The following is a 13,952-nucleotide window of genomic DNA, read 5'->3' on the forward strand; positions in this document are numbered from 1 at the left end:
TCTATTAACAGAGCAGGCCAATCCCCAAAGCCAAAATTTGGACCAGTTGTCTAGCCTGGAGTTGGTAGATTTATTTAACCAACAGGATCAACTGACGGTAACGGCGATCGCCGCAGCGAGGGAAGATTTAGCGGCGGCCATTGAAATTATTAGTGGGGCTTTAGCTAAAAAGGGTCGTCTTTTCTACATTGGGGCCGGCACCAGTGGCCGCCTGGGGGTGTTGGATGCGGTGGAATGTCCCCCCACTTTTTGTACACCGCCGGAGTTGGTGCAGGGTATTTTAGCCGGGGGAGCTAGTGCCCTACTCCGCAGTTCGGAAGGGTTGGAAGATATTGCGGAAGATGGAGCCCGGGCGATCGCCGACCATCGCATTACCCAATTGGACGTGGTGGTGGGCATTACGGCCGGGGGAACCACTCCCTATGTCCATGGAGCTTTGGATGCGGCCCGGGCCAGGGGGGCAAAAACAATTTTCATTGCCTGTGTGCCGGAAATCCAAGCCCCCAGGCCAGCGGATGTGAATATTCGATTGTTGACAGGGCCAGAAATTTTAGCTGGCTCCACCCGTTTGAAAGCAGGCACAGTAACCAAAATGGCGTTGAACATTCTTTCCACCGGTGCCATGGTCAAATTAGGCAAAGTTTACGGCAATCGCATGGTGGATGTGGCTGTAACCAACCGCAAACTAGAAGACCGGGCAGTGCGTATTTTGCAAGATTTAACTGATTTAAATCGGGAGCAAGCGGGCCAACTACTGAATGCCAGTGGCCAACGGGTTAAGTTAGCGTTGTTAATGCATTGGTCCGGGCTCAGCCTGGAAGCCGCCGAAGCCCAACTGCTCAGCCATGGTGGTAATTTACGCCAGGCCATGGATGCCTTGCCCTAGCCCCCTAACCTTGCCCAGAGATAGTTCCACTCCCAACTCCCAACATTGCTTTACCCATGCCCACTACCCTAGACCAGTTTTTAACCCCCATTGTCTTCGTCATTTTTGCCCTGGCGATCGGTGTTTTAGTCTGGGGCTACCGGCGGGCCAAACCCTTTGGTAAGCTTGGCAAACTTGCTTGGCTACAGTCCGTGGTGCTGATGGCCCCTTGGCTGTTGTATTTTGTCCTTTTTAGCTTAGGGTTGTCCCTCAGTTTGCCCGCAGTATTAATTCTGCTTTTAGTATCGGCGGGAATTTACATCTACCTCGGTCGGCAAATGCGGGAGGCAGGGCAAGCGGAACTGTTGCGTCAAAAAGCGGCCCAACGATTGCAGAATTTGGCCAAGGAGCCAGATCAGGGCACAACTGTTGGCGAAGTCAATGCCACCACTAGCCTCGAAGAGGATGCTTCCCCCATTCCACCGGAAGATTTGACAATTATTAAAGGGATTTTTAGCATTGATAGTTTTTTTGCCACGGAGACCATTGCCTACCAGGAGGGGGCAATTTTTAAGGGCAATTTACGGACGGAGGCGGAGGACGCCTTTGGCAAACTTTCGGCTAAACTTAAGGATTTGATGGGGGATAAATACCGTCTCTTTTTGGTGGAAGGTAGCGAAGACCGGCCGGTGGTAGTTATTCTCCCCAGCAGTAATGACCCCCAGCCCAGCACCCTGGCCCAGAAAAATTTGGCGGTGGTATTACTGGTGGCCACCATTGTCACTACATTGGAAGCCAGTGCGGCCCTGTTGGGCTTTGACTTAGTGGACAATTGGCAACGGGTGGGGGAAACGGTTCCCCTGGCGATCGCCGTGGGTATTATTCTACTAGCCCATGAGCTAGGCCATCTCTGGCAGGCGAAAAAGTGGGATGTACGCCTCAGTTGGCCATTCTTTTTACCCAATTGGCAAATTGGTTCCTTTGGGGCCATTACCCGTTTTGAGTCCCTGTTACCCAGTCGTAATGCCCTATTCGACGTGGCGATCGCCGGGCCGGCAGTGGGGGGCTTAGTGTCCCTGTTATTCCTGATGGTGGGTTTAATACTTTCCAGGGAAGATAGCCTTTTTCAGTTGCCGGTGCAGTTTTTGCAGGGTTCATTGCTGGTGGGCACTGTAGCCAAAGTCATCCTTGGCGATGCCCTGACTAAGGACATTGTGGCCATTCATCCCCTCACGGTGCTCGGTTGGTTAGGTTTAGTCATTAATGGTTTGAATCTGCTCCCGGCGGGCCAATTGGACGGTGGCCGCATTATTCAAGCTATCTACGGCCGCAAAGTAGCTCGGCGGACCACCATTGCCACGTTGATTATTTTGGGGGGCATTACCCTCTTTAACCCCGCTAATCCCATCCCCCTCTACTGGGCGATCGTGGTTTTATTTTTGCAACGGCAACTAGAACGGCCCAGTCTAAACGAGTTGACAGAACCGGATGACACCAGGGCCGGCCTGGGACTGCTGGCTCTGCTATTGATGTTACTCACCCTGATTCCCTTTAGCCCCAACTGGGCCCTAAGGTTAGGTATTGGAGCGTGAACTACCCCGACTCGCTTGCGCTGAAGTCGAATCTTTCTACCCCAAGGAGTAGCTAGTCTTACATTCTGACAATAGGCGGAATCCCCCGTTCCAGAGTTAACGGACTTAATTTCGTGAAAATTTCAACATCAATGCCCCATCGCTTAATGCCCGACCAGTGTTTGAGCAAACCCGCCTATCGCCTCTACCAAGCGGGGGTTTATGGTCGTTGGGCAGTGGTGGCACTAATTTGGTGTACTCTCATTCCTTGGTCCCTCTGGCAATTCCGGGAAGACATTGTGCTATTACAGGATCATTTCACTTGGGTAGCTATTCGTTATGGTTTTGCCTTTCAGATGGTACCGGCCTTCACCCTTTTTGCCAGCATCGGCTTTACCGGAGCAGTGTTAATTAGGCAAAGTTGTCATCTTCTCTGGGGTCTATCCATTAGGGAAAGAAATAGTCTGATCCGGGGCACCGCCAGAATTCGGAAAATTGGCCCCCGTCATCCCCTCTGGCGCTGGTTATTTCACTAAAGTTTGAGAAATGGCCGGGATTTTTACAGGATTGCTGAAAGAGCGCAGGGAGAACTGACAGAAGTGATGCAACTAAGTCTTAGTCGGACTCACCAGGCCCAGATTTATCGCCATGGGGAACTGTGCTACCCAGAGGAATGTTGTGGTCTCTTACTAGGACAGGTAGTTACTCAAACAAACGGCGCACCGCCCAGCGGATTTCTGCGAGATCGCCATTGGCAAGTGTTAGAAGTTCAACCGACGGAAAATTGCTGGGGAAAAGTGGAGGAATTTGGACAGGATCATAATCAAGGCAGCAAGTTACATTACTTTGCCATTGACCCTAAAGTTTTGCTCACTGCCCAAAAGGATTGTCGCTCTAAGGGTTTAAGCATTATTGGTATTTTCCATTCCCATCCCCATGGCCAGCCCATACCATCCGAATTTGACCGGGCGATTGCCTGGCCAGAGTATGTTTACCTCATTGCTGCCGGTAAGGATGGCAAGTTCAGCACCAGCAGAAGTTGGTACTTAAACGAAGCGGGAAATTTTCTGGAAGTGGACTCAACGTTGTTGCTGTAACCAAGTGGTAATTCCCGTCGCCAAAGCTTGCACCAATTGTTCCTGGGCTTGGGCATTGGTAATCCACTCAAATTCCTGGGGGCTGATCATAAATCCCAATTCCAGTAGCACCGCTGGGGCGATGGTGGGACGAGTCAACGCTAAATTATTCCAATAAACCCCATGGGAGTTTCTACCCAAATTCTCCACTAAATAACGTTGTAAAAAGTTGGCTAAATCGGCGGCCTGGGCATTGTACCAAAACGTACTAATACCGTCGGTTTCATTGGGATTACCGCTATCGGGCAAAGCATTGTAATGGATAGAAATGGCGATCGCCGGTTGCACTTGGTTAATTTGGGTTTGGCGATCGACTAGGGACACAAATTCATCCCCGGTGCGGGTCAGATGGACATTGGCTCCCTGGGCCCGGAGGCGATCGGCTAATCGTCGGGAAATCAACAAGTTAATATCTTTTTCAGGATAACCAGTGGGTCCCACTGCCCCCGCTTCACTGCCCCCGTGGCCTGGGTCGAGCAAAATTTTTACCCCCTGCAAGTTACCTCGTTGGGAAGAAATACGGGGGGGATGGCGTAGGGACAAAATTAACGTAGTGCCCTCATAACGGAGATCGTAACCCCACTGTTGATCGGTTTTAAAAGTAAAGTAGTAATCAATGCGATCTGGGCTAATCTGTTGCCAAGTTAAATTCCGGATAATGGGGTCATTATCAATACGAATAGTATCAGTTTGGGCGGTGGTATTGTAAAGACTTAAAGTGAATCCTGTTTCAGTCTGATGTACTGTGACCGGCACCGGCAATTGTAGGGGGAAACGCATTTCTGTGCGATCGCCAAAAACCTGATAACCCACACTGCGAATGATAGAACGGGGCGGAGCTTGACTGGGTAGAGTGGCAGTTTCATCCGCTTTAATCCAGCCGCCATAGTCTAAGCGCAACCAGTCCCCATCCCGGCCGGTAACGCTGGCTTGACTCCCCTGGGGCAAAGGGGTCAACCGGGAATAATCAGTGCCAGGGCCTGTGCGGGCCACCCCTGCCTGACTGGTCACTGCAACTACCTGGGGGCGATCGCCATTGAGCAAGGTCACGCTACCCGGGCCAGGGGCAGAAAAAGTTTGTCCCCGCCATTGCAAATTAAATTGGGGTATTCCCAACAAAGTGGGCAATTGTTCAGAAGTAAAGCTTTGACAGCCCTTATACTGATCCGCCGCCGTTACTTGGGGCTGATTTTCTCCGTGCAAAATTGTGTTATTGGCCGGCAACTGTACCACATTGCCCTGGGGGGTGAGGGGAATGATTTGGCCTGCCAAAGTTACTGTAGCCGTGGCATCGGTGGGGGCGATCGCCGTAAAGCAAATCGGTTCATCGGCGGGGCGACTGATGGACACCGCCGGGGTAAGGGAACCCGGTGCAAAACCACCTTGGGCCGGCAATGTGGGGCCAGTGCTAATGCGGGTAATAGTGCGCTCAATCCGTTGGGAGCCTGCCTGAAAGATAAATTGATTTTCCCCCATCTGGAGAGGAATAACAGGGGCAAAATTACCTTGGGCACTGCGTTCAATCACCTGACCATTCAGGTTAACCGTCACATTTGGAGCAGCAGAACCAATGAAGAAAATCGTCGGGCTACTGGTCTGGTGATTTTGGGGTGGATAAGCTAAAAATAGGGACTGGGTTTGGGCTACAGCCGGCATAGTGAAAACCACCGCTACTCCCGTACCAATCATTGTTCCCAACCAAGATTCCATCACCATTCTTAACAATCTCCTCGATGCGATAACTTTCCAGAAGTTGGCCTGTTTGTTGACAACCATATCACTAGAGCGTTGCAACATTCTGACGTTTTAACGCTATGATGTCAGGTAATTGCTAGATTTTGGCATCGTACTATGAAAACTTTATCAAAAAGATCAACTATCTATTTCGAGCCATCTATCCATCAAGCTTTAAAAATAAAGGCGGCTTCTTCCCATGTTTCCATATCGGAAATTGTGGATGAAGCGGTGCGATTACTAATGTCTGAAGACCAGGAAGATTTATCTGCCTTTGCAGAACGAAAAGATGAGCCGGAATTAAGCTATGAAGCTTTGATTAATGATCTAAAAGCCCATGGCAAAATATAAAATTACGTTCAAACAATCTGTAGCCAAAGATCTTAGAAAAATTCCTAATAGTGATGTCAAGAAAATTCTGACGAGAATTGAAGCTCTGGCTATCAATCCTAGGGGTGAAGGTTGTGTAAAATTAACAGGGGAAGAAAAATATAGGGCACGGCAGGGAACATACCGCATTATCTATGAAATAAGAGAAACGGAGTTAGTGGTGGCTGTAATTAAAGTAGGTCATCGTTCCAGTATTTATAAGGATAAGTGATAATATTTATCGGGCATTACTCCTAGATTAATTTGCTACAGTGTCAGATTTTCTAAAACTTCCTACAATTAAAATTTAAACCTTTCTTTTTTAGCAATGGTAGTCACGGCCAATCCCATTCCTTTAATACAACAGCCGGATTTATTGGAGCAAAGACTGCAACAAATTCCCCAAGAGCCTGGGGTTTACTTCATGGGCGATCGCCAGGGGGAAATTCTTTACATTGGTAAGGCAAAAAAATTGAGAACTAGGGTGAGATCCTATTTTCGGGACTCCCAACCCCACACTGCTCGCATTGCTTTGATGGTGCAACAGATAGCAGACATAGAATTTATTGTCACCGATACGGAAGCGGAAGCACTAACCTTAGAAGCAAATTTAATTAAACAACATCAACCCCATTTTAATGTCTTGCTCAAGGATGACAAAAAATATCCCTATGTGTGTATCACTTGGTCGGAAACCTATCCCCGAATTTTTATTACGAGAAAACGCCGTTTAAATCAAGCTAAGGATCGCTATTACGGCCCCTATGTGGATAGTTTCAGTTTACGGCAAACACTAAGATTAATACAGCGTATTTTTCCCCTGCGACAACGCCGCCAGCCTCTGTTTAAACATCGTCCCTGTTTAAATTATGACATTGGTCGCTGTCCTGGAGTGTGCCAAGAATTAATTACCCCAGAAGAATACCGCCAAACGTTGCAGAAAGTAGCCATGGTTTTCCAGGGTCGTACCCAAGAGCTACACCAACTATTGACAGAACAAATGGAAAAAGCGGCGACGGATTTAAAATTTGAACAAGCGGCCACCATTCGAGATCAAATTAATTCTTTGAGTAAACTCAACGCCGATCAAAAAGTTTCCCTACCCCAGGACACCATTTCCAGAGATGCGATCGCCGTGGCTAGTGACGGACAAATTAGCGCCATTCAGCTATTTCAAATCCGAGCGGGGAGATTGGTAGGAAGGCTGGGGTTTTTCGCTGACGGAGTAGAGTCAGAACAAGAAAAAGGGGAAGTATTACAACGGGTGTTGGAACAGCATTATCAACAGGTGGATGCGGTGGAAATTCCCAGTGAAATTATTCTGCCCTGTGCTTTACCTGATGGGGAATTGCTCAACGATTGGTTAACCAGCCAAAGGGGACGAAAAGTAATGTTTAATGTGCCCCAAAGACAAACTAAAGCTGAGCTCTTGGAAATGGTGGAGCGGAATGCCCAATATGAGTTAGAAAGGCTACAAAAACAGACGGACAAAAATGTTACAGCTTTAGAAGATTTAATGGATATTTTAGACTTAGAAACATTGCCAAAACGCATCGAAGGCTATGACATATCCCATATTCAAGGTTCTAACGCTGTGGCTTCCCAAGTCGTATTCATTGATGGAGTGCCAGCCCAACAATATTATCGCCATTATAAAATCAAAAATCCATCTATTAAAGTTGGCCACTCCGACGATTTTGCCAGTTTAGCGGAAGTAATTAGCCGTCGTTTTCAATCCTCTACAAAAGGCAAAAATAACCAAGAGGATTGGCCAGATTTAATTATGATTGATGGTGGTAAAGGGCAGCTATCAGCAGTGGTTAAAGTGCTAACGGAAATGGATTTACTGGATAAATTTACAGTGGTTAGTTTAGCTAAACAAAGGGAAGAAATTTTTCTACCGGGGGAATCTCAACCGTTGCTCACCCATGCGGAGCAGCCTGGAGTGCAATTATTGCGTCGTTTGCGGGATGAAGCTCACCGCTTTGCTGTCAGTTTCCACCGTCAACAAAGACTTAGTAAAAGTCGGCGATCGCGCCTAGATGAAATCTCCGGTTTAGGTTTTAGTCGCCAAAAACAACTGTTAGCCCATTTCCGTTCTTTGGACTATATTCGGGAGGCCAGCGTCAAACAATTACAGGAAGTACCGGGAATTGGCCCCCAATTAGCCCAGGCGATTTATGATTACTTTCATCCCACAAGTGAACAAACTGTTATTTCCACAGCGGAGTCTTTATGAGTCTTAGTTGTGAACAGCCATGCGGATGGGTTGACAACATATCTTACTACCAACATTTTCAGAAAATTTGTTGCCCATGAGAGTAAAATTACCGTATATTTTTTACCAAAGCAGTAGGAATATTAGGACTTTCAGGATTGACCATAATGGTTTGTGAACGGGGACTAATAACCAAATCCATATCTTCCAAGGGCACAACCCCCAGCAACACTGCATCCCCCAAGACTAAGGCCCCAGTAAAACAGTTGCGATTGCCAAACCTCACTTGAATTGGTCCTACATAATCAACTAGTCTTTTTTTGCTGTCTGCGGTGGTGACTTCCCGCTGTTCCAGCTTTTCTAATTTGAGTTGAATGACAACATGCTCAGGAATGCAAAGGGTGATCGCTCCTGTATCAACTAAGGCGTTGACCTTCATTGGTTGTAGAGTTTTTTCTTTGGGATTAATAAGCTCAATATTGGCATAAACTAAACCCATTTTATTGACCTCAAGAAAAATTATAATTTGCTGGCTATGATCGCATAACTATAACCGTTTTCAGGCGAACTAATTATTATTTTAATCTTCCTGATCGAAGAATACTAATCACCAACCAAAAACCAATTACCGTAGCAGCCACAAACAGAATATTAGCAATTAAAGTCAACTGTTGATCATTGCCAGTGGAAAGAATTGCCGCCCCCATAATTAGGGAACCAAGCACAATGCTAAAAGATAAACGATTCGCTGATTTATCGATGGTGCGTCGTAAGGGTTCCAGACCCTCAATGCGGACATTCCATTGCAACGTTTCCGTTGTTAGGCGATCGAGCAATACGTCCATCTGCCTAGGGGTTTTGAGGGAAACTGCTTTGAGATCTAAGACTGTCCTTAAGGCTGTTTGCAAAGGGTTAGTGCCAAACAGTTGCCGACGGAAAAGATCAGTAATCAGGGGATTAATTTCGGTAAATAAATTTAATTCGGGATTAAATTGGCGTCCGGCCCCTTCGAGGTTGGCTAAACATTTGGCGTATAGTCCCAAACAAGCGGGAACTTTCAGTTTATTTACCCTGGCAATGCGAAGAAATTCATACACTACTTCACTGAAGTTAAATTCCGACAAGCTTAAGTCATAATATTTCCGCAACATGCGTTCATAATCCACCTCTAACCGCTGGAAGTTAACGTGGCCCACCGATTCCGACAACTCCACCGTTAACTGGGCACAACGTTTGGCATCCAAATCAACGATCGCCAATAGCATTTCCGTTAATAACTGCCTGGTGCGGGGATCAAGGCGACCCACCATGCCGCAATCAATTAGAGCTAAACGACCATCTTCTAAGTAAAAAATGTTGCCGGGGTGGGGATCGGCGTGGAAAAAGCCATCGACATAAAGTTGCTGGAAAAAGGCCCGGAATAATAGGGTGGTAATTTCCTTTTTGCGTTCGGTAATATTTTTCTCGCTAGGGGGCTGACTTAAATCCGCCGTTAAAATTGGCACTCCATCAAGCCATTCCAACACGAGAAATTTCTCGTTAGTTAATTTCCAATAAACTTTCGGAATTATTAATTGATTGGGATCAAACCAGGTGGTTTTAGCGAGGTTAGACCGTAGGGTATTGGTATAAATCGCTTCGGTATCAAAATTTAACTCGGCTTTAACCGTTTGGGTAAACTCATCCGCTAGTTTGACAATGTCGTAATTCTGGCCAAATTCTGTCCGGGAAATCAACTCAGCTACATCTTTAATCAGTAAACTATCCTGCTCCACGACGGCATCAATGCCGGGACGTTTAACTTTAATGGCAACGGTTTCCCCACTCTGCAACACCGCTCGATGGATCTGACCAATGGAACCCGCGGCGATGGGTTCAGGCTCAATTTCTTGAAATGTTTCCCCCAGCGGTTGGGGAAATTCTCGCTGCAATAAATCATCGATCGCCGACCAAGGTAAGGGGGGAACGTTGGATTGTAGGGCAGTGAGGGCGTTGATGTAGCGGGGAGGTAAAAGGTCGGGGCGGGTGCTGAGCAGTTGCCCTAATTTGACGTAGAACGGCCCCAACTCGACGAGGATTTTGGTGAGAACTTCCGGTGTCGGAATTTGTGGTTCCCCCACTTTCCCCATGGTTAAGAGGCCGTTCATGTAGTCCCAGCCGTTGCTGAGCAGTACTTTAATGATCTCGCCACGGCGATCGCCGGCTTGAGGTAAGGCAAACATTAAGTGTCAATAAGAATTGGTCAATGGCGCACTGCTGCTTGGTAAGACCAGTGTAGGAGAGTTAGTCCCAGTGCCAATTTAACTAATTCTAGCCCCCAATAGAGCCAGTGCAAGGGCATCATCGCCGCAGGCATTTCCCCGGTGCTGGTGAAACTCGCCATATCAAAGCCTAAATCCGTGATGGCTGGGGTCAAAATGTAGGTATAAACAATGGCGATCGCCAACAGAATAATGGCGAAAATTCGACTAAATCGTTGTCCTGGAGCAGAGAAAAAGCCCTGTTGATGGAGTAAAAAACAGCCAGACGCCACTAGACCCGCAAATAAGAGTTCTAGGTGATTAAAAACGGAAAATAGTAAATGGCCAGCACTGATAAAACCCGGTTCGGCCATCATACCAGCGGCGGAAAGGCTGGGCACCACCAGTAAATCCATCACCAAGCTACCGGCGAGCCACATGGCCAAACTGCCCATCACGAGCAGTGGCCAATCCACCATGGCAATGGTTAATTTAGCGGTACGGTTCATAGATCACCTCACTCTGGTTAACAGAGTTGTATTTAAAGTTAAACAAAATTGAATCAAGCTGGAATAATGGGGCAAAAATTACCCAAGAAATAATTGCAGATATTTTTATTATTGGCAGGGGATTTAGTTCCGAGGAAAAAATTGAGATGGATCTTTACAGAATGGGCATAAATTGGAGCTTTTCGTAATCTTTGTTTACGTTGGCTTGAGTAAAAATTCAGCGATTCTTTATCCAATAACTCGCCAGCAGGCCATACTCCCGACTCTGGGCAGAAGCAAAATTTAACCAACCTTCTCCCTCCTTCCCGACCCGATTGATGGGGACAATTTCCACGCCGCTGTTGCTGTAGGCCAAACCCTGAAAAGTGTGGACCAAATCCTTTGACCACCGATCGCCATGAATGGTTAACCCTTGCTCCTGCAACCATCCCCTTAAATGCTGGAGAGTAATACCCGGTAACTGTTGCCCGGTTAAAGGGGGCGTAAAAAATTCGCCGTCCCGCCAACCCCAGAGATTCCCCGTGGACGTCTCCAACCAATGGCCGTTAGCATCGGTCAAAATGGCTTCCTGAGCGTTATTTTCCTGGGCAATACGTTGGGCTAACCAAGGAGCGAAATAATTGCCCGTTTTCAATTCCGCTAGGGAACGTTGGTAACGACCGGGGGCCATCAGCCAAGCATTAATGCCTAATTGTTGTCGTTGTTCCAAATCTTCCGCCAGTGCCCGCCCTGTTATTAATATCTGTCCCGAAGGAAAACAGGTTAGACGTAGGATTGGATACCGTTGGCTCAAATGCCGAGCCGCTTGATCCACCGGCCCCCAGTCTGGTGCAGGCCATTGCAGACTAACTAAACTTCGTCGCAGGCGATCGCCATGATCAACCCAGTGGGTAAAGGGATGGTCAAGACATTGCTGGTAAACCCTCAGAGTGGTGAATACAGTGGCCCCGTACAGTAAGCCAGGCTCATTAATCGGTAATTCGATTACATCCTGCTCAAACCATTGACCGTCCCACCAGTACAACATTAGAACATCACCATGCCGCCATCCACATTAAAGGTTTGCCCGGTAATGTAGGCCGCCGCTGGGTCCGTGGCCAAAAAACGAATAGTGCCGGCCACTTCCTGCGGTTGACCATAGCGAGCCAGGGGAATAAATTGCAAAATTGGCTCTGCATCAAGATTTTCAGTCATATCCGTGGCAATGAAACCGGGAGCCACCGCATTGACGGTCACCCCCCGACTAGCCAGCTCTTTGGCAACGGTTTTGGTGAAGCCAATTACCCCTGCTTTGGCGGCGCTGTAGTTAGCTTGCCCGGGATTACCCATCATGCCCGCCACGGAGGTGATGTTAATAATGCGCCCACTTTTTTGTTTGAGCATTAACTTAGACACTGCTTTGGTGCAAAGAAAGACTCCGGTTAAATTCAGATCAATGACCGCCTGCCAATCTTCCAGCTTCATTCTTAACAGCAACGTATCCCTGGTGATGCCTGCATTGTTCACCAACACATCGATGCGACCAAATTTGTCCAGCGTGGTTTTAATCAACTTATCCACGTCCTCACTGTTAGCCACATTGGCCTGTACGGCGATCGCCTCTCCCCCGTTGGCTATAATTTCCGCTACCACAGCATCGGCGGCAGTACTGGATTGGGCGTAGTTCACCACCACCTTCATCCCCGTGGCGGCCAGGGCCAAAGCCGTTGCCTTACCAATACCCCGGGATGCCCCAGTTACCAATGCCACCTGTGTCGTTAATGCTGTCATAAACTGTTCTCCTATGGAGGCGCAATCGATGGCCAATCAGCCATTACGCCATAATTTCACAATGCAAACCGAGTCTCATTTTAAGGGTTTGGCGCATCCATGGAGGAACTTCCCTGGGAGCCCAGGGAGCTTTGGGTTACCCTAAAAAATAATTAACCAATGACATTTCCTGATCGAAGTTCCGCAAATTTCCCCCACCCTATGCTTTATCGACGTTTTGGCCGCACTGCATTGTCCATGCCGGTTTTTTCCTGTGGAGGCATGCGCTATCAGTTCCAATGGCAGGATGCGCCCTTCGCTCAGGTTCCGCAGGATAACCAGCACAATTTGCAAGCCACCATTGAGCGTTCCCTGGAGTTGGGCATTAACCACATTGAAACTGCTAGGGGTTATGGCACTTCGGAAATGCAGTTGGGAAAAATTTTGCCCCAATTACCCAGGGAAAAATTGATTGTGCAGACAAAGGTTAGCCCTAAGGATGACCCTAAGGACTTTCGCCGGGAGTTTGATAAATCTTTGGGTTACTTAAATCTGGAATACGTCGATTTGTTGGGCATCCACGGCATTAACAATCGGGAAACCCTGGAGCAAAGTTTACGTCCTGGCGGTTGTTTAGCTGTTTGTCGGCAATTACAACGGGAAGGCCTAGTAAAGTTTGTTGGTTTTTCCACCCATGGCCCCACCGCAATCATTACCGAAGCGATTAATTCCGGGGAATTTGATTACGTCAACCTCCACTGGTACTACATTTTTCAAGACAATTGGCCGGCGATCGCCGCCGCCACGGCCCAGGATATGGGGGTCTTTATTATTAGCCCATCCGATAAGGGAGGACAACTTTATAACCCGCCCCAAAAGCTGGTGAATTTATGCCAACCCCTCAGCCCGATGGTATTTAACAATCTGTTTTGCCTATCCCATTCCCAAGTCCACACCCTCAGTATTGGTGCATCCCGGCCAACGGATTTTGATGAGCATATAAAAACCCTGCCCTATCTAGCATCGGAGCAGGAGACTGAAAAAGTTTTACAACCGATTTTGGCGAACCTCCATAGGGCCATGGTGGAAGCTTTAGGGGAAGATTGGGTCAATGGTTGGCGCATCGGTTTACCCAGCCCGGAAAATACCCCTGGGGAAATTAACATTCCCAAAATTCTCTGGCTTTATAATCTTTGCCAAAGCTTTGACTTGGTGGAATACAGCAAAATGCGCTACAACCTGTTGGGCAACGGCGGCCATTGGTTCCCTGGTCAACCGGCCAGCAACTTTGATGAGCAAAAACTCTGGCAATGTTTAGCCCACAGTCCCCACCGACAGAGGGTGTTAGAAATTTTGCAGGAAACGGATCGAATGCTTAAAGGGGAAACGGTGCAAAGATTGTCCCGTCAGGAGGTGGCCAAAACTAGTTAATTATTCTGGGAAGAATTGCTAATGTTTTGCTGTGCTGGCCAGACAAAGTACGGCGATCGCCATGGCTTCCAGTTCGATTTGATGAGGTTGACCCATTTTTGCCCTGCTACCCAACGACCACCATGAATAC

The 13,952-nt window shown here is 47.8% G+C and carries 13 protein-coding genes and 1 pseudogene; 8 read left to right on the plus strand and 6 right to left on the minus strand.

Annotation, left to right across the window (positions count from 1 at the left end):
• From murQ to IQ219_RS08435, 4 genes are all read left to right on the plus strand, one after another.
• Positions 1-886: N-acetylmuramic acid 6-phosphate etherase (gene murQ / locus IQ219_RS08420; protein WP_194072321.1), on the plus strand; the 886-nt coding region annotated here is incomplete at its 5' end.
• A 56-nt stretch (positions 887-942) separates the two neighbouring features.
• Positions 943-2,457 carry a site-2 protease family protein gene (locus IQ219_RS08425; RefSeq protein ID WP_194072322.1) on the plus strand — a complete coding sequence of 505 codons (1,515 nt, stop codon included), beginning with the start codon at positions 943-945 and terminating at the stop codon, positions 2,455-2,457.
• Positions 2,458-2,588: 131 nt separating this feature from the next.
• Positions 2,589-2,972, plus strand: a complete 384-nt coding sequence (locus tag IQ219_RS08430; protein ID WP_228016812.1) for a hypothetical protein — start codon at positions 2,589-2,591, stop codon at positions 2,970-2,972.
• Between the two features lie 66 nt (positions 2,973-3,038).
• Positions 3,039-3,533, plus strand: a complete 495-nt coding sequence (locus IQ219_RS08435) for a M67 family metallopeptidase (protein WP_228016813.1) — start codon at positions 3,039-3,041, stop codon at positions 3,531-3,533.
• On the opposite strand, the gene IQ219_RS08440 is transcribed toward IQ219_RS08435, so the two are convergent.
• On the minus strand, positions 3,516-5,288 hold the full coding sequence (locus tag IQ219_RS08440) for an N-acetylmuramoyl-L-alanine amidase (protein WP_368667593.1): 1,773 nt from the start codon (positions 5,286-5,288) through the stop codon (positions 3,516-3,518). The two genes, IQ219_RS08435 and IQ219_RS08440, sit on opposite strands and share 18 nt — an antisense overlap.
• 135 nt (positions 5,289-5,423) lie before the next feature.
• On the opposite strand from IQ219_RS08440, the gene IQ219_RS08445 reads away from it, so the two are divergent.
• From IQ219_RS08445 to uvrC, 3 genes are all read left to right on the plus strand, one after another.
• Positions 5,424-5,657 (plus strand): CopG family transcriptional regulator, encoded by a 234-nt coding sequence (locus IQ219_RS08445; RefSeq protein WP_190599712.1) that lies wholly within the window; start codon positions 5,424-5,426, stop codon positions 5,655-5,657.
• Entirely contained in the window at positions 5,644-5,907 is a 264-nt protein-coding gene (locus tag IQ219_RS08450) for a type II toxin-antitoxin system RelE/ParE family toxin (RefSeq protein WP_190599711.1), read from the plus strand. The genes IQ219_RS08445 and IQ219_RS08450 overlap by 14 nt, the downstream gene beginning before the upstream one ends.
• A gap of 96 nt (positions 5,908-6,003) precedes the next feature.
• Positions 6,004-7,914 (plus strand): excinuclease ABC subunit UvrC, encoded by a 1,911-nt coding sequence (gene uvrC, locus IQ219_RS08455; RefSeq protein WP_194072325.1) that lies wholly within the window; start codon positions 6,004-6,006, stop codon positions 7,912-7,914.
• 88 nt (positions 7,915-8,002) lie between these two features.
• On the opposite strand, the gene IQ219_RS08460 is transcribed toward uvrC, so the two are convergent.
• The 5 genes and pseudogenes from IQ219_RS08460 to fabG form a co-directional block, all read right to left on the minus strand.
• Positions 8,003-8,392: a clan AA aspartic protease gene (locus IQ219_RS08460; RefSeq protein WP_194072326.1), complete on the minus strand. Its 390-nt coding sequence runs from the start codon at positions 8,390-8,392 to the stop codon at positions 8,003-8,005.
• A gap of 499 nt (positions 8,393-8,891) precedes the next feature.
• Positions 8,892-10,115: pseudogene (locus IQ219_RS08465) on the minus strand (ABC1 kinase family protein); the annotation flags it as partial.
• Between the two features lie 20 nt (positions 10,116-10,135).
• Positions 10,136-10,642, minus strand: coding sequence for a hypothetical protein (locus IQ219_RS08470; RefSeq protein WP_194019022.1), 507 nt, complete (start codon positions 10,640-10,642; stop codon positions 10,136-10,138).
• Between the two features lie 217 nt (positions 10,643-10,859).
• Positions 10,860-11,669 (minus strand): aminotransferase class IV, encoded by an 810-nt coding sequence (locus IQ219_RS08475; RefSeq protein WP_194019023.1) that lies wholly within the window; start codon positions 11,667-11,669, stop codon positions 10,860-10,862.
• Positions 11,669-12,412, minus strand: a complete 744-nt coding sequence (fabG, locus tag IQ219_RS08480) for a 3-oxoacyl-[acyl-carrier-protein] reductase (protein WP_194019024.1) — start codon at positions 12,410-12,412, stop codon at positions 11,669-11,671. Before fabG ends, IQ219_RS08475 begins: the two co-directional genes overlap by 1 nt.
• 201 nt (positions 12,413-12,613) lie before the next feature.
• On the opposite strand from fabG, the gene IQ219_RS08485 reads away from it, so the two are divergent.
• Positions 12,614-13,822 (plus strand): aldo/keto reductase, encoded by a 1,209-nt coding sequence (locus tag IQ219_RS08485; RefSeq protein WP_228016814.1) that lies wholly within the window; start codon positions 12,614-12,616, stop codon positions 13,820-13,822.
• The last annotated feature ends 130 nt before the right edge of the window (positions 13,823-13,952 follow it).

The sequence above is a fragment of the Synechocystis sp. LEGE 06083 genome, assembly GCF_015207725.1.
Classification (GTDB): Bacteria; Cyanobacteriota; Cyanobacteriia; order Cyanobacteriales; family Microcystaceae; genus Synechocystis; species Synechocystis salina.